We start from the raw sequence: 15,064 nt of genomic DNA, 5'->3' as shown, positions 1-15,064 counted from the left end.
TCAGGAGGTCAGGGAGGCGGGATCGGCGCCGTACAACTCGACGGCCTTCTCGCGGCTCACGTACCCGTCGGCGACGTCACGCTTGATCTTCTCGGCCGAGCGCTTGCGCGGATCGCCGTATCCGCCGGCACCGGCGAGACGGAAGCTGATCAGGTCGCCCCGCCGAAGCTGCCGGACCTCCTTCGAGCCGAGATCGATGTCCTCGCCGTCCCGGACGAGCACGGTGCGAGCCAGCGCACCCGCACCGCCACCGAAGACCCCGTAAGGCTGGCTCTTGTGGCGGTCGCCCAGCAGCACGACCGTCGCCGTGTCGCACATCAGTTCGACGTCCTTGCGCACGCCGCAACCGCCGCGGAACTCGCCCGCCCCGCAGGAATCCGCGATGGCCGCCACCTGATGGATCCGCACCGGGTTGTTGGTCTCGTGCACCTCGATCGGCACGTTGTTGCAGTTCATCACGGGCGCGAGCCCCTCGACGCCGTCCTTGTCGGAGCGACCGCCGAAGCCGCCGAAGATCAGGTCGTACATGATCCAGCGCTTCCCGGAATCGTCGACGCCGCCGATCTTCGGGTTGCCCCAGTGGGTGAAGGCACCCATGACCCGCTCGGGGACGCATTTCGCCATGGCGCCGTTGATCGTGTCGAAGATCCGGACCTGGACCGAGGCACGTCCACCGCTCGGAGCCGGATACACCGCGTTGAAGAAGCTGCCCTCGCGCGCGACGACCTTGATCACGCGCTCGACGCCCGCATTGTTGGGGACGTCGATCTTGCCGAAGATGCGCATGGCGAAGCTGCCATAGGCGCGGGTGTAGTTGATGTAGCAATTGAGCCCCGCCGCGACCTGGTCGCTGCTGCGGGAGAGATCGACCGTCACCCCGGCCTCGTCGAGCGTGACGTCGACCGCGACCCGGATCGGAGGCGTATTCGGCCCGTAATCGTCGATCTGGTCCTCGAAGCTGAAGGTGCCCTGCGGCAGCGCCGCCAGCAATTCGCGCGTGCGCGCCTCGGACCGGTCGAGGATCTCCTCGATGATGTTCTCGAAGGCGTCGCGTCCATAGGCGCGAACCAGCTTGCGGAAGCGTTCGGCGCCGACATGGTTGGCGTTGCGCTGGGCGAAGAGGTCTCCGCGCACCTTATCCGGCAGGCGGACGTTGCCGAGGATGATGCGCAGGATGTCCTGGTCGAACTCGCCTTTGTGGATGAGCTTCACCGGCAGGACGCGCAATCCCTCGGCGAAGGCCTCGGTCACGCCCTGGACGGCTTCCGACCCGGGATAGGCGCCGCCGACATCGACGTGGTGGGCCGTGTTCACGACGTAGCCGATGATCTCCTCGCCCTCGAAAACCGGCGTGACGAGGAAGAAATCCGGGAAGTGGCTGCCGCCGAGGAAGGAGTCGTTGGTGCAGAGCGTATCGCCCGGCTCGAGCTGGTCCGGCGGAATGTATTTCAGCACATTCGCGACGGCGTAGGGCATCGCGCCGAGATGACCGGGCGTGAAGTTGCCCTGGGCGATGAGCCGGCCGTCCTTGTCGAACAGGCCCGTCGAGAAATCCTCGCCCTCGCGGACGGCTTCGGAGAAGGCGGTGCGGCGCAGCGCGCCGCCCATCTCGTCCGCGATCGAGACCAGGCTGTTCCAGACGACCGTCAGCGTGACGGGCTCGACGCGGCGGCTGACCTTGGTTTGAGCGTTCATCACGCGGCTCCGATCTCGATCATGAGGTTCCCGGCCGGCGTGATCGCGATCGTGTCGCCCGGCAGCACGACGGTGGTGGATTCACGCTCCTCGACGAGGGCCGGACCGACGATCCGGTCGGTCGAACGCAGGGCATAGCGGTCGATGATCTTCGTCGGCACCATGCCGCCGGCTTCGGGGAAGTAGGCGAGACGCTCGCCCGTCACCGCGCTGCCGCTCGCCTCGGGGACGTCGAGCTTCATCGGGACGGAGGTGCGACCGTCCTCGACCGTCGCGATGACGTACCAGTCCGTGACCTCGATCGCCGCTTCGTGGTCGTTGTACCCGTATTCCCGCCGATAGGCTTCGTAGAAGGCGGCCCGCACGGCTTCGTCATAGCCGACGCCGATCTCGCCCTCAGGCAGGTCGACGCGGATCTCGTAGCCCTGTCCGACGTGATGCATCGAGGCGCTCCGCTGGATCACGAGCCGGCCCGAGCGATTGAGGAGCCTTGCCTGCTCCCGCACGCGCGCCTCGAGATCTGCGAAGATCGCAGCGACGGCGGCGGGCGCCCGTTCGTCGACCCGCAGAACGCTCGTCATGGCGAGATCGATCTTCTGCTTCGCGACGAGCAGGCCGAGGGCGGAGCCGACGCCCGCTCCGCGCGGAATGATCAGGCGCGGCACTTCGAGAGCGCGGGCGAGGCGCGCGGCATGAAGGGGCCCCGCCCCGCCGAAAGCGACCATCGCATAGCGGCGCGGATCGCGGCCACGCTCGATGGAGACGATGCGCATGGCGCGCTCCATATTGGCGTTGGCAACCGAGTGGATACCCCAGGCCGCCTCTTCGACCGACAGGTCGAGCGGCTTCGCGATCGTCCGCTCGATCGCCTCCGCGGCGCCCTCCGAGAGGTTCATCGCCCCGCCGTTGAAATAGCCGGGATTGAGATAGCCGAGGACGAGGTTCGCGTCGGTGATGGTGGGCTGGGTACCGCCGCGCCCGTAGCAGACCGGGCCGGGCTCGGCGCCCGCGCTGTCGGGGCCGATGGTGATCAACCCCATCTTCGAGCGCGCGATGCTGCCGCCGCCGGCGCCGATCTCCAGGAGCTCGATCGCCGTGATGTTGAGCGGCAGTCCGCTCCCCTTCTTGTAATTGACCGCATCGACCTCGAAAGTCGGCGTGACGGCGGGAACGCCGTCGTCGATCGCGCCGAGCTTGGCGGTGGTCCCGCCCATATCGAAGGTGATGACGTGGTCGAAGCCTTCCTCGCGGCCCACCTCGGCGCACATGAGGACGCCGGCAGCCGGTCCGGACTCCACGATGCGGATCGCGCCCGTCTTCGCGAGCTCGGCCGAGACCAGCCCGCCATTGGACTGCATGATCGACAGGCTCGCGCCGATCTCGAGCTGATGGAGCGAACTCGTCAGCGCGGTCAGGTAGGCGTCGACCAGCGGGGCCACATAGGCGTTTGCGACCGTCGTCGAGGCTCGCTCATATTCACGGTACTTCGGCGAGACATCCGAGGAGAGGCAGACCATGCAATCGGGCATGAGCTGGCGCAGGATCTCGCCCACCCGACGCTCGTGGGCTGGGCTGGCATAGGCGTGCAGCAGGACGACGGCGACCGCCTGATAGCCTCCCGACGCCAGCCGGCCGACCAACGCCCTCGTCTCTTCCTCGTCCAGCGCCGTCACGACCGAGCCGTCCGGCGCGAGACGTTCCGTCACCTCGAAGATGTCGGCCCGCTGGACGAGCGGATGAGGCTTGTCGAGATGCAGGTTGTTGGTGTCGTAGCGCTTGCCGCGCCCCATCGGGAGAACATCGCGGAAGCCGCGCGTGGTGATGAGAGCACAGCGGCTCCCCTTGCGCTCCAGGATCGCGTTCGTCGCAATCGTCGTCGCGTGCAACGCATCCCCGACATCCTGCGCGACGAGGCCGCCCTCGCTCACTTTCTTGCGAAGACTGTTGACGACCGCATCGGCGGGAGCCCTCGGGGTGGTCGGAACCTTCCAGACCGTGACGGCGCCCGTCTCGCTGTCCCGAACGGCGAAGTCGGTGAACGTCCCGCCGATATCAAATGCGATCTGGAGCATGCACCCAACAGTCCTCAGCTTCGGTCGGCGCAATGCGATTGCGCTTCCGTTTTTTGGTATTCCATCATACAACGATGGGATCGACAGGAACGCAAGCAAAAAAATTCATCCCGCCGTGACGGAATTCGAAGCATCTTCGCTGCGCGGAATGCGCGCAGGATTGAATTCGTTTTCCGGTTGCGCGCGAGGGCGGGGTCATTGCACCTGTTCTAAGTAGGGCAAGAATTGTGCCCTGACGGCCGCGACGCCCTGACGTCCGGCAGTCGGCGGCCTGAACGGAGCAACTGGATGGGCGATCTCGAATCTCTTGGCTCCAGCCTGGCCGTGGACCGATCGGCCCCGACGCTGCGCGAGCAGGCCCTGGAGAAGCTGAGGAAGGCCGTGATCGGCGGCGAGCTCGCGCCGGGAACGCGCCTCGTCGAGCGGAGGCTCTGCGATCTCCTGGGCGTCAGCCGCACCGTCGTCCGGGAGATCCTTCGCCAGCTGGAGGCCGAGGGCTGGATCGTCAACCCACCCTACAAGGGCCCGACCGTCGCCACCGTGAGCGCCGACGACGCGCGGCAGATCTACGAAATTCGCGAGGCTCTGGAAGGCCTTGCGGCTCGCCTCTGCGCCACGCGCGCGAAGCCGGCCGATATCAAGCGGCTCCAGGACGCCGTCGACGGAATGGCCGAGGCGGTGGCGGCCGGCGACGTCGAGCAGCACATCCTGCATATCGAGGCCTTCTACGAGGCCCTGACCGACGGCGCCGGGCATCGGATGATGCAGGCCTACCTGGCGTCCCACCGGAGCCGGCTCGCACGCCTCCGGTCGATCTCCCTGTCCCGCCCTCAGCGGGCCGGCAGGAGCGTCATCGAAAAACGGCGCCTGCTCGAGGCCGTGAAGCTGCGCGATTCGGCGAGCGCGCAGAGATTAGCCGAAGACCATGTGAGGAACTCCCGGGAGGCTGCGCTGGGGACGGCGGAACAGGATGCACCGACCCCATCGAACGCCGCCGCAGGCGTCAGTCCATCCACGCCCGCCGCATCGTCTCCCCGTCGTCGTTCCGGCGTTGCGTGACCGGCGGAACGAGGCGTTTTGGTGTTGCTGTATTATGGTATTCCATATTACCGTTAGACAGTGATCGGGACGGGGCCGCGGGGCAAGTCAGCGCCGGGGCCGGATTTTGGACCGTCCCGGCGACCCGACGAACACGAGCGAGGCACGAGCCTATGGCGCCCTCCTATCCCGAGATCCAGCTGCTGATCGATGGCCAATGGCGCAGCCGCGCCGGCGAGATGCCCATCGTCAACCCGTCGGACGAGAGCGTCCTCGGCCATGTTCCGCAGGCGACGCAGAGCGATCTCGACGATGCCCTCGCGGCCGCCGAGAGGGGCCTGCGCGTCTGGCGCGCGACGGCGCCCGCCAAGCGCCAGGAGATCCTGACCCGGGCCACCGCCATCGCCCGCGAGCGCATCGAGGAGATCGCCGTGGCGATGACCCTCGAACAAGGCAAGCCGATCGCCCAGTCGAGGCTCGAGGTCCTGCGCGCCTGCGAGATCATCGATTGGGACGCGACCGAGGGCAGGCGCGCCTATGGCCGCGTCATCCCGTCCGAAGCCGGCATGCGCTTCACGGTCATCCGCGAGCCCATCGGCGTCGTCGCCGGCTTCTCGCCCTGGAACTTCCCCGTCAGCTCGCCCGCCCGCAAGATCGGCGGCGCCCTCGCCTCGGGCTGCTCGATCATCCTGAAGGCCTCGGAGGAAACCCCGGCCGGAGCGCTGCTCCTGGCGCGATGCTTCCAGGATGCCGGCCTGCCCCCCGGCGTCCTCAACCTCGTCTACGGACGCCCGAGCGAGATCTCGGACTACCTGATCCCCAATCCCATCGTGCGCCTCGTCACCTTCACGGGTTCGGTCCCGGTCGGAAAGCGGCTCTCCGAACTCGCCGGGCGGCACATGAAGCCCGTCATCATGGAACTCGGCGGCCATGCCCCCGTGATCGTGTGTGACGACGTCGATCCGATCGCCGCCGCCAAGGCCTCCGTCATCGGCAAGTCGCGCAATTCCGGGCAGGTCTGCGTCTCGCCCACACGCTTCTTCGTGCACGAGCGGATCTACGACCAGTTCGTCGACGAGTTCGGGCGCGGCGCCGCGGCCCTCAGTGTCGGCAACGGCCTCGATCCCGCCAACGCGCTCGGCGCGCTCGCCAATTTCCGCCGCATCGAGGCCATGGACGCCCTGATCGCCGATGCGGTCGACAAGGGCGCCAGGCTCGTCGCCGGCGGAGCGCGCATCGGAAACCAGGGCTATTTCTACCCCATGACCGTCCTCGCGGACGTCCCGGACAGCGCCCGCGCCATGCAGGAGGAGCCCTTCGGCCCCCTCGCCCTCGTCAGCCGCGTCTCGACGCTCGACGAGGCCATCACCAAGGCCAATTCCCTCCCCTATGGCCTCGCAGCCTATGCCTTCACCAACATCGCCTCCAACATCGAGGCCCTCAGCACCCGCATCGAATGCGGAAACCTCGCCGTCAACCACTTCACCGCGTCCTTCGCCGAGACGCCCTTCGGCGGCGTCAAGGACAGCGGATACGGACGAGAGGGAGGAACGGAGGGCCTCGACTGCTACACCGTTGCAAAACTCGTGTCCGTGAAGACGGCGGCGTGACCGCCCCCGCCCCGAGCGCGCGGCAGGGAGCGGCCGAAGGGCCGCTCCTCTTCAGCCCGCTTGCGCTTCGCGGGCTGACCATCCGCAACCGCGTGATGGTCTCGCCGATGTGCCAGTATCGGTCCGTGGAGGGCGGACCGACGGACTGGCACATCGTCCATCTCGGCCAATTCGCGATCGGCGGGGCCGGGATCGTCTTCGGCGACGAGACGGCCGTCGAAGAGCGCGGCCGCAAGACGCATGATTGCGCCGGGCTCTACACGGATCGACACGTCGCCCAATACCTGCGGATCACCACGTTCCTGAAGAGCCTCGGGGCGGCCCCCGCGATCCAGCTCGGCCATGCCGGGCGGAAAGCCTCCTGCCACGGTGCGATGCGAAACTGGGCACCGCTCCGGGACGAGGATGCCGCGGACGGGCGCGCGCCCTGGACCGGCACGGCCCCGAGCGCGATCCCGGCCGGCCCGGGCGCGCATCTGCCTCGCGCGATGTCCATCGACGACATCCGGACGCAACGGGAGATCTGGCGCGTGGCGGCACTGCGCGCCGTCGATGCCGGATTCGACATCTGCGAGATCCACGCGGCTCACGGCTACCTGCTCCACCAGTTCCTGTCGCCGATCTCGAACCGCCGCACCGATTCCTATGGCGGAGACCGCGACGGCCGCATGCGGTTCCTGTTCGAGATCACCGAAACGGTGAGGGCCGCCTGGCCCGCGGATCGGCCCCTATTCGTGCGCCTCTCCTGCGTCGACGGTCGTGGCGGCCTATGGGACATGGACGACACGCTGGCCCTCGCCGCCGGACTCAAGGAACGGGGCGTCGACGTCATCGATTGCTCATCAGGCGGCATCCAGGGGGACAGCCCCTTCCCGCTGATCCCGAGGGTTCCGGGCTACCACGTCGGATACGCCTCGCGGATCCGATCCGCGATCGGCATCCCGACCGTCGCGGTGGGCCTGATCACCGATCCGCACCATGCCGAGGCCATCCTGCGCGAGGAGCATGCGGATATCGCCGCCCTCGCGCGCGGCCTCATGGAGGATCCGGCCTGGGCGGCGAAGGCCGCCCGCATCCTCGGCACGGCGCCGCGCTACGGCCAGTCGCCCCCCGACTACGCCTATCGGTTCAACGGCAGGGACCGCTCGACCTCCGGATACCCGGCCGATTGCGCCGCCACGGTTCCACATGCGATCGGCGACGACCGCCCCTATCGATGGCCGCGCCCGAGCCCTCCCGAGACGGCGTAGGCGGCTAGCCGGGGCGGAGGTCGGCTTAGCTCCCGCAAGGCAGGCAGGCCCTGATCGGGGGCACTTCGCAATCAGCGCAGTACCCCTTTTTCGATAGGGATCGGGCAGGCCGCGATCGCCCGCTTATTTCGCGCCTCTCCGATCCAGCGCGTCACGTCAACGCGTGTAGCCTGACAAGCCATAGCGGCCCGTCACCGCCTCTATCGCGACAGCACTTGCAAATCCCGACCGATGCCACATCTACCATCCACGTGGATGGTGGAGAGATGGTATGACTGGGGATGCGGGTGGCCGGATGCGGGCGGTCGATAGCGAGAAGATCACGATCAATCTCGGTTTCGTCGATCTCGGACAGATCGACCTCCTCGTCGGCGACGGCTTCTACTCGAACCGCACCGACTTCATCCGGACCGCGATCCGCAATCAGCTCTCCCGGCACGATGGCGAGGTGAGGACGTCGGTGGCTCGCAAGAGCCTCGATCTCGGCTTGCGGACCTTCACGCGCCGGGAGCTCGAGGAGCTGCAGGTGGCGGGCGAAACCATCGAGATCCAGGTTCTCGGCCTCGCCAGCATCGCGCCCGACGTCACGCCGGATCTCGCCCGCGCGACGATCGCGGGTGTCCACGTCCTCGGCAGCTTCCAGGCCAGCGCGGAGGTGAAAGCCGCGCTGCGCGACCGGATGAGCTGACGCCCCCTTCACCAGACAGCTCGCGCGCCGACCTGCATCCCAGCGTGCGTCGAGCGAGCAAAAGGACACCATCATGAACCCGATGAACGCCAACATGGGCGAAGTGCTACGCCTCACCAAAAACGGCCAGCTCTCCGAGGCGGTCGCTCTGATCCAAGGCCGAGCCGCGCCCGGCGGTCGCGCGCCCAGCGAGGGATCTCGCGGTCTCGACAAGACCTCGGCAAACTCCGACGTCGTCGACATGGTCGCACCAACTCAACCCGGCGGGACGTGGACGCCACCCTCGTTCGCCACCCCCGACCACACGACCCACGACAGCGCAGCCTCGAGCACGAGCCCTCTGGAGGCCATGCAATCCATGCTGGATCGGATCGGCGCGGGCGCGACACTCTCGGATTTTGAGAGCCTCCCCACTCTTGGAGGATCGACCGGTGGCAGGCGGACGAAAGCCCCCATGCAACTGCCGGACAGGGCTCGCTTCGAGGAGCGCAGTTTCACCGGCGACGCGGGGACGCGCGCCTACAAGCTCTACATCCCGAGCGGCTACGACGGAGGGCGTGTTCCGCTCGTCGTCATGCTGCACGGTTGCACGCAGTCTCCGGACGACTTCGCTGCGGGCACGCGCATGAACGATCTCGCCGAAGAGCAGGCCTTCCTGGTCGTCTATCCGGGTCAATCTGCGACAGCCAACCCGCAGCGCTGCTGGAGGTGGTTCAGCGCCGAGGATCAAAAGCGCGGCCGCGGCGAGCCGTCCCTTATCGCTGGCATCACCCAGGCCGTCATGGCTGAATTCGCAGTCGATCCGACTCGCGTCTACGTCGTCGGCATGTCGGCCGGCGGCGCCGCGGCGGCCGTGATGGGATCGACCTATCCCGACCTTTTCGCCGCCGTCGGCGTGCATTCCGGTCTCGCCTGCGGGGCTGCGACCGACCTGCCATCCGCGCTCGCAGCCATGAAAACAGGCGGAGTCGTCCGGCCCCGCGGCGGCAAGACGATCATGCCGACCATCGTTTTCCACGGCGAGAGGGACAAGACGGTTCACGCGGTCAATGGCGAGCAGGTCATCGCCCAGCAGCTCGGCGGGGACCTTCGGGCCGTCACCTCGCGAGGGACATCGGAGGCCGGCATGGCCTTTACGCGGACGGCCTACGTTGATCGGTCCGGGCGGGAGTGGCTCGTCCACGTTTCACTTGCAGGGGCGGGGCACGCCTGGGCCGGCGGGAGTCCGGTCGGTTCATACACCGATCCTCGAGGCCCGGATGCGAGCCGGGAGATGCTCCGCTTCTTCGCAGAGCATGCGAACAGCGCCGCATGATGAAGTGAATACGCCGATCGGCTGGGACGCCTCCGTCTGCTTGGTTGGCTCGGAGGCGACACTCGGTGCGCTGTCGCTGATCTAGGTTGCGACCTTCTTGGTGAACTGCTCGATCCCCTGACGCCATTCCGTGTCGGCCAAGCAGCGCTCGATTGCGGCCAGCTCGATCCGGATGCCGCTGTTCAACGTGGTTTCCTCCCCGAGTTCGATGGCCTGCTTCGTCAGTCTCATGGCGAGCATGGGCGCTGCGGCGATGGATCTTGCGATCTCGGCCGCTGTCGCTTCGAGGTCTTGTCGGGGGACGAGGCGCGCCACGAGGCCGAGGCCGAGGGCCTCCTCGGCGTGCATCGATCGCCCGGTGAAGAGAAGCTCCTTCGCCCGGCGCTTGCCGACCACGCGCTGAAGGCGCTGCGTAGCCCCCACCGTGCCCCATTGCGGCTCGGGAAAGCGGAAGCTCGCCTCCGGCGACACGACGATGAAGTCACAGGCCATGGCGATCTCTCCCCCGGAGCCCACGATCGGCCCGTCGGCCACGGCGAAGACGGGCTTCGCACAGCGTTCGATCATCTCGTAGGCGGCGAAGGCGGCGAGCCGCCGGCGCCGGATCCATGCCTCGTCCTTGCCCTGGCGCTCCTTCAGGTCCGCCCCCGCGCAGAAGACCGGCCCGCGGCCTTCGACGATGATCACGCGCACGCGATCGTCCGCGTCCAGCTCGGCGAACGTCGATTGGAGCGCCTGGCACATGGGGAGGTTCAGCGCATTGCGCGCCTTGGGTCGATTCAGGACCACCCTCGCCACCGCATCCTCCCGCGAGATCAGGATCGGCTCGTCGCTCATCACACCACACCCTTCGTTCTGAGGTCCGCGATCGCGGCGGCATCGAAGCCAAGCTCGTCGGCGAGGATCGAGTCCGTATCCTGTCCGAGCCTCGGAGGCGTTCCCGTATGCGGATCGTCGAGCCCCTCGAAGCGTAATGGATTGCGCAGGGCCCTGACGGTGCCCTCGAGCGGGTGCTCGAAGGTCTGCACCATGCCGCGGGCTCGCGTATGCGGATCGTCGAGAATCTCGCGCAGCGAATTGACCTCTCCGGCCGGTACCTGACGGGCCCTCAGCGCTTCGGCCAGAGGGCGTCGATCGCGCAGCGCGCAAGCATCCCGCATCGCGGCCATCACCCGTTCACGCTCGGCGACACGCGCGGCGTTCAGGGCAAGGCGCGGATCGGACGCGAGGGCGTCCAGACCGAGGACGTCGCAAACGGCCGGCCAGTGTTGATCGCTGCCGCTGATGTGCAGCCAGCCGCCGTCGCGGCACACGAACGCCGCCGAGGGAACGCGCCCGAGATGCTCGGTCCCGGTCCGCGTCGGTTCCTCGTCGAGAGCGAAGAGGCGGGCGGCCGCGATGCTCAGGAGGCTGACCTGCGCATCCATCATCGACAGATCGACGTGGCAGCCGCGGCCGGTCCGCGTGCGCCCTGCGAGCCCCGTCAGGATCGCGATCGCGATCCAGAGCCCGGAGGTGAGATCCGCGAAGGGCAGGCCGACCTTGGCCGGCGCGCCCTCGGGATAGCCCGTGAGATGCATGACGCCGGACAGCGCCTGAAAGACGGTGTCGTAGCCGTTGCGGTCGCGGTAGGGGCCGTCCTGTCCGAAACCCGTATTGGACACGTAGACGAGGCCGGGATTCTCCGCCGCGAGAGCGGCGTAGTCGAGGCCGAGACGCGCCATGTCGCCCGGCAGGAAGTTCTCGACGATGACATCCGCGGTGCTGGCGAGGCGACGGGCGATCTGCTGGCCGTCGGCCGTCTTCAGATTGAGCGTGATGGAGCGCTTCGCGCGGTTGAGCGCGAAGAAATAGGCGCTCTCGCCGCCCGGGTATTTGGGCTCGAACAGGCGCGATTCGTCGCCCGTTCCGGGGCGCTCGATCTTCGTCACCTCGGCCCCGAGCTCGGCTAGGATCTGGCTGGCGAACGGGCCCGCGAGGACGCGCGAGAAATCGAGGATGCGGATGCCGTCGAGCGGTTTCACGCACGCTCCTTCCGGAAGCCGCGCATGAGGGCGTTCACGTCGCGGCCGGCGGCCATGGCCGCGTCGTAGGGCAGATCCGCGACGCGGTAGAACAGGCTCTTCGCGGCGCCCATCGCAAGCGGATGCGAGCGGGCCCATGCGGCGGCGATCTCGAGGGCGGCCTCGAGGACGTCCGAGGCGGGGACGACCCGGTTCACAAGGCCGAGGGACAGGGCCTCAGGGGCCCCGATGAGACGCCCGCAACTGATGAGTTCGAAGGCGATCTTCCGCCCGAGCTGCCGCTGGAGCCCCGTCATCACCAGCGCCGGCACGATGTCATGTTTGAGTTCGGGATAGCCGAAGCGGAGATCGTCGCCGGCGACGGCCATGTCGCAGCCGATCGCGAGGCCCGCTCCCCCGCCGACCGCAGCGCCGCGGATGGCGGAGACGACGGGCTTCGACAGCTTCTGCAGGATCGCCTGAGTCCGGCAGGTGAGGTCCGCCCGGCGGAGCACCTTGTGCTGATCGGCCGGCGTAAGGTCCTTGAACTCGCCGAGATCCGCGCCGGCGCAAAAGGCACGGCCTTCGCCGGTGAGAACCACGGCGCGGATCGCATCGTCCGCATCGGCCGCCTGGAACCCGTCGAGCAGGGCCTGGGTGAGCGCCGTGTCCAGCGCGTTCAGCTTGTCGGGCCGGTTCATGCTCAGAATGCGGATCGCGCCGCGATCCTCGATCTTCAGGACGTCTTCGCTCAATGACCGTCTCCCATCGCCATGCCGCACCTCACGCCGCCTGCCGTCCGGGCAGCGGGCCGAAGCCCGAGCGCGCCACCATGCTGCGCAACTCCCGCCCGAGGGCCGCCTCGCAGCGCCGGGACGCGAGCATCAAAGCGTCGAGATCGATCCCCGTGCTCGCGCCCTCCGCCTCGAACAGATTCACGAGATCCTCGGTCGCCACGTTTCCGGTGAAGCCCTCGCCGTAGACGATCCCGACCGGATGGCCGCCGACGCCGCCCATCGCGGTGTCGAAATGCAGGCAGCCGATTTCGAGCGCGGCCAGGCTGTTGGCGAGACCCGAGCCGCGGGTGTCGTGGAAATGCGCGACCGGCGCGATCCCCGGCACCTCGCGCAGGAGCCGGCCGAACAGCTCCCGGACGGTGCGCGGCGAGGCGTAGCCGACGGTGTCGCCGATGGTGACGAGTTCGGCGCCCAGATCGCGAAACCGAGCGACATCCTCCACGACGCGCCCCGGATCGACGGCGCCTTCGAACGGGCACCCGAGCGCCATGGAGACGACGCCGACCAGGCGAAACCGGCCTCGCGCCGCATGCGCCATCTCGGCGACGGTCTCCCACTGCTTCTCGCGAGTGGTTCGCAGGTTCCGGTTGGTGTGGCTCTCGGTCGCCGACACGAGGAGGCTCAGCTCGGTCGCGCCGTGACCGGCCTCGTCGTCGTCGAGCGCCCGCTGCACCGCCCTCAGATTGGGGCAGGTCGCCTTGAAGTGGATGCCGGCGGGGCGCCCGATCCCGCCGAGCACCGCCGAGGCGTCGCGGAAGGCCGGCACGCGGTCGGGATGGCTGTAGCTCGTGGCCTCGATACGGGGAAAGCCCGCCAGGGCGAACAGGTCGATGAGCGCGATCTTCGTCTCGGTCGAGAGCGGGAGGTCTTCGTGCTGGAGGCCATCACGCGCGAAGCACTCGCAGATCGTCACGGCCTCGGCCACGGCCCTCTCCTCGCTCAGGCCCATACGGCCGACCCCTGGCGCTCCCGCCGGGTTGAGCAACCTAGAGCCGAGGCGTTGACAATGTCAACTCATGCGGCGGTCGGGCAGCCGCGATCATCCCGTCCCGCGCGGCCTGGCGGCCGGGCCGTGGCAGAGGGCGCGCGCGAGGGCGTGCAGCTTCGGCAGGGCGGTCTCCAGAGCCGCGCGCTCGACATCCGTGAGGCAGGCCAGGAAGGCGAGATTCCGTTCGCCGGCCACCCGCATCAGCCTCCGGTGGAGCTGCTCGCCCTGCCGGGTGAGGGACAGGTCAACGGTCCTCCCTTCACCTGCCGTCTTCCGAGCGATCAGCCCCCGCGCGACGAGGGAGGACACGACGCGGCTCATCTGGCCCTTGTCGAGGTTCGCGGCGCGGGCGAGGTTGTTGAGGGACATGGCCTGCTCGGCGCCGACCAGCGCGAGGGTGCGCCACTCGCCGAGGCTGACCTCGAATTCCTGCCGGAAACGGAGCGAAGCGCTCCGCGAGATCATGTTGGCCGTCGCGCTCAGCTTGTAGGATAGCAGGTCCCGGATCGATGCCGGCGCAGCATCCGCCGACGCCGGCTGCGGCGACGCCGCCTTCGCAGTCCGTCGCGCCCCTCGCGAAGGCTTCCCGGCCGGCTCCGGCGAACCCGGTTCGGGCGCACTCGAGGCTCCCTGTTTCGACGCGCGCCGTCGAGGCAGCTTTTCGGTTTCGGCGGTCATGACCGTTCCACCATCCCCTCCGGTTCCCCGTCTGTGACTTCCACATGCGATGTTGACATAGTCAACGCACGCCTCCTAGGTTCGACACGATCGGTCACACGATGGGCAGGGGCGGCATGAGGGTCCTTACGACGCAGCCCCGTTGGGGAAAAGGCATAATGCGGCTCGATCGGGCCGCGCCCTCCCGTGGTGCTCCCGCATGAAGAGGGTTCTCGTCACCGGAGCGACCCGAGGCATCGGCCGTGCCGTCAGCGATCGTCTCGCCGAGGCGGGCTGGGCGGTCGTGGGCCTCGCCCGGCGCGACCTGGCCGGATTCCCCGGTCGCATCCTGCCCTGCGATCTGGCCGACGAGGCTGGGACGGCTGCCGTCCTCGACGAGTTGACCGCCGATGGCGGCTTCGATGCGCTCGTCAACAATGCCGGGATCAACATTCCTCAGGCGCTCGACGAGATTTCGCTCGACGCGTTCCGCACAGTGATGGAGGTAGACCTGCGCGCGCCTCTCCAGATCGTCCAGGCGCTGACACCGGCCATGCGGGAGCGCCGCTTCGGGCGCATCGTCAATATCGGCAGCCGCGCGATGCTGGGCCTCGAACGGCACTCGTCCTATGCGGCCGCGAAGGCTGGCCTTGCCGCCATGGCACGCTGCTGGGCCCTCGAACTCGCGGGCGACGGCATCACGGTGAACACCGTCGCGCCGGGCCCCGTCGATACGGAGCTGTTCTGGGACGTGATGCCCCGCGGCTCCGAGGCGACCGCGCGCTATCTCGCGTCCATCCCCGTCAAGCGGATGGCCGATGCCGACGAGATCGCGGCGACCGTCGCATTCTTCCTGTCGCCGGAGGCGGCCTTCATCACCGGCCAGACGCTCTACGCCTGCGGCGGCCTCACGGTCGGCCGTGCGCTCCAGGCCTGAGACGCGGCGCGGAC

The 15,064-nt window shown here is 68.2% G+C and carries 13 protein-coding genes; 6 read left to right on the top strand and 7 right to left on the bottom strand.

All coding sequences use genetic code 11. The annotated features are described in order from the left end of the window. On the bottom strand, nucleotides 1-1,695 hold the full coding sequence (locus EV668_RS00895) for a hydantoinase B/oxoprolinase family protein (protein ID WP_133767982.1): 1,695 nt from the start codon (nucleotides 1,693-1,695) through the stop codon (nucleotides 1-3). Beyond that, complete coding sequence (locus EV668_RS00890; protein ID WP_133767981.1) at nucleotides 1,695-3,767, bottom strand: hydantoinase/oxoprolinase family protein; 2,073 nt, start codon at nucleotides 3,765-3,767, stop codon at nucleotides 1,695-1,697. Before EV668_RS00890 ends, EV668_RS00895 begins: the two co-directional genes overlap by 1 nt. 288 nt (nucleotides 3,768-4,055) lie before the next feature. Here EV668_RS00890 and EV668_RS00885 point away from each other — a divergent pair, with 288 nt between their 5' ends. The 5 genes from EV668_RS00885 to EV668_RS00865 all read left to right on the top strand — a co-directional run bounded on the left by EV668_RS00885 (nucleotide 4,056) and on the right by EV668_RS00865 (nucleotide 9,668). Next, entirely contained in the window at nucleotides 4,056-4,826 is a 771-nt protein-coding gene (locus tag EV668_RS00885; RefSeq protein ID WP_133767980.1) for a GntR family transcriptional regulator, read from the top strand. A gap of 152 nt (nucleotides 4,827-4,978) precedes the next feature. Further along, complete coding sequence (locus EV668_RS00880) at nucleotides 4,979-6,415, top strand: NAD-dependent succinate-semialdehyde dehydrogenase (protein ID WP_133767979.1); 1,437 nt, start codon at nucleotides 4,979-4,981, stop codon at nucleotides 6,413-6,415. Beyond that, nucleotides 6,412-7,665, top strand: coding sequence for an NADH:flavin oxidoreductase/NADH oxidase (locus EV668_RS00875; protein WP_133767978.1), 1,254 nt, complete (start codon nucleotides 6,412-6,414; stop codon nucleotides 7,663-7,665). Before EV668_RS00880 ends, EV668_RS00875 begins: the two co-directional genes overlap by 4 nt. A 271-nt stretch (nucleotides 7,666-7,936) precedes the next feature. Continuing rightward, a complete protein-coding gene (locus EV668_RS00870) occupies nucleotides 7,937-8,353 on the top strand; it encodes a CopG family transcriptional regulator (RefSeq protein WP_133767977.1) in 417 nt (138 codons plus the stop codon). Nucleotides 8,354-8,435: 82 nt separating this feature from the next. Next, the gene (locus EV668_RS00865) at nucleotides 8,436-9,668 is read left to right on the top strand and encodes an extracellular catalytic domain type 1 short-chain-length polyhydroxyalkanoate depolymerase (RefSeq protein WP_133769916.1); all 1,233 of its coding nucleotides are present in this window, start codon (nucleotides 8,436-8,438) and stop codon (nucleotides 9,666-9,668) included. Between the two features lie 81 nt (nucleotides 9,669-9,749). On the opposite strand, the gene EV668_RS00860 is transcribed toward EV668_RS00865, so the two are convergent. From EV668_RS00860 to EV668_RS00840, 5 genes are all read right to left on the bottom strand, one after another. Next, entirely contained in the window at nucleotides 9,750-10,505 is a 756-nt protein-coding gene (locus tag EV668_RS00860; protein ID WP_133767976.1) for an enoyl-CoA hydratase/isomerase family protein, read from the bottom strand. Further along, a complete protein-coding gene (locus EV668_RS00855; protein ID WP_133767975.1) occupies nucleotides 10,505-11,692 on the bottom strand; it encodes a CaiB/BaiF CoA transferase family protein in 1,188 nt (395 codons plus the stop codon). The genes EV668_RS00860 and EV668_RS00855 overlap by 1 nt, the downstream gene beginning before the upstream one ends. Then, nucleotides 11,689-12,426, bottom strand: coding sequence for an enoyl-CoA hydratase/isomerase family protein (locus EV668_RS00850; protein ID WP_133767974.1), 738 nt, complete (start codon nucleotides 12,424-12,426; stop codon nucleotides 11,689-11,691). Before EV668_RS00850 ends, EV668_RS00855 begins: the two co-directional genes overlap by 4 nt. A 28-nt stretch (nucleotides 12,427-12,454) precedes the next feature. Continuing rightward, complete coding sequence (locus EV668_RS00845; RefSeq protein WP_133767973.1) at nucleotides 12,455-13,393, bottom strand: hydroxymethylglutaryl-CoA lyase; 939 nt, start codon at nucleotides 13,391-13,393, stop codon at nucleotides 12,455-12,457. A 114-nt stretch (nucleotides 13,394-13,507) separates the two neighbouring features. Continuing rightward, complete coding sequence (locus EV668_RS00840; RefSeq protein ID WP_133767972.1) at nucleotides 13,508-13,921, bottom strand: MarR family winged helix-turn-helix transcriptional regulator; 414 nt, start codon at nucleotides 13,919-13,921, stop codon at nucleotides 13,508-13,510. Nucleotides 13,922-14,333: 412 nt separating this feature from the next. Between EV668_RS00840 and EV668_RS00835 the strand changes: the two genes are divergently transcribed. After that, nucleotides 14,334-15,050 (top strand): SDR family oxidoreductase, encoded by a 717-nt coding sequence (locus EV668_RS00835; protein ID WP_133767971.1) that lies wholly within the window; start codon nucleotides 14,334-14,336, stop codon nucleotides 15,048-15,050. The last annotated feature ends 14 nt before the right edge of the window (nucleotides 15,051-15,064 follow it).

Origin of the sequence: Enterovirga rhinocerotis, from assembly GCF_004363955.1 — a bacterium.
In the GTDB taxonomy this organism is placed as follows: Bacteria; Pseudomonadota; Alphaproteobacteria; order Rhizobiales; family Beijerinckiaceae; genus Enterovirga; species Enterovirga rhinocerotis.
Note: the sequence above shows the minus strand (reverse complement) of the source record. Positions and strands in the feature narration are given on the sequence as shown.

What these genes read in the sequence shown, in the direction of transcription:
- EV668_RS00895 (WP_133767982.1), bottom strand. Translation starts at nt 1,695, where the DNA reads ATGAACGCTCAAACCAAGGTCAGCCGCCGCGTCGAGCCCGTCACGCTG.
- EV668_RS00890 (WP_133767981.1), bottom strand. Translation starts at nt 3,767, where the DNA reads ATGCTCCAGATCGCATTTGATATCGGCGGGACGTTCACCGACTTCGCC.
- EV668_RS00885 (WP_133767980.1), top strand. Translation starts at nt 4,056, where the DNA reads ATGGGCGATCTCGAATCTCTTGGCTCCAGCCTGGCCGTGGACCGATCG.
- EV668_RS00880 (WP_133767979.1), top strand. Translation starts at nt 4,979, where the DNA reads ATGGCGCCCTCCTATCCCGAGATCCAGCTGCTGATCGATGGCCAATGG.
- EV668_RS00870 (WP_133767977.1), top strand. Translation starts at nt 7,937, where the DNA reads ATGACTGGGGATGCGGGTGGCCGGATGCGGGCGGTCGATAGCGAGAAG.
- EV668_RS00865 (WP_133769916.1), top strand. Translation starts at nt 8,436, where the DNA reads ATGAACGCCAACATGGGCGAAGTGCTACGCCTCACCAAAAACGGCCAG.
- EV668_RS00860 (WP_133767976.1), bottom strand. Translation starts at nt 10,505, where the DNA reads ATGAGCGACGAGCCGATCCTGATCTCGCGGGAGGATGCGGTGGCGAGG.
- EV668_RS00840 (WP_133767972.1), bottom strand. Translation starts at nt 13,921, where the DNA reads ATGATCTCGCGGAGCGCTTCGCTCCGTTTCCGGCAGGAATTCGAGGTC.
- EV668_RS00835 (WP_133767971.1), top strand. Translation starts at nt 14,334, where the DNA reads ATGAAGAGGGTTCTCGTCACCGGAGCGACCCGAGGCATCGGCCGTGCC.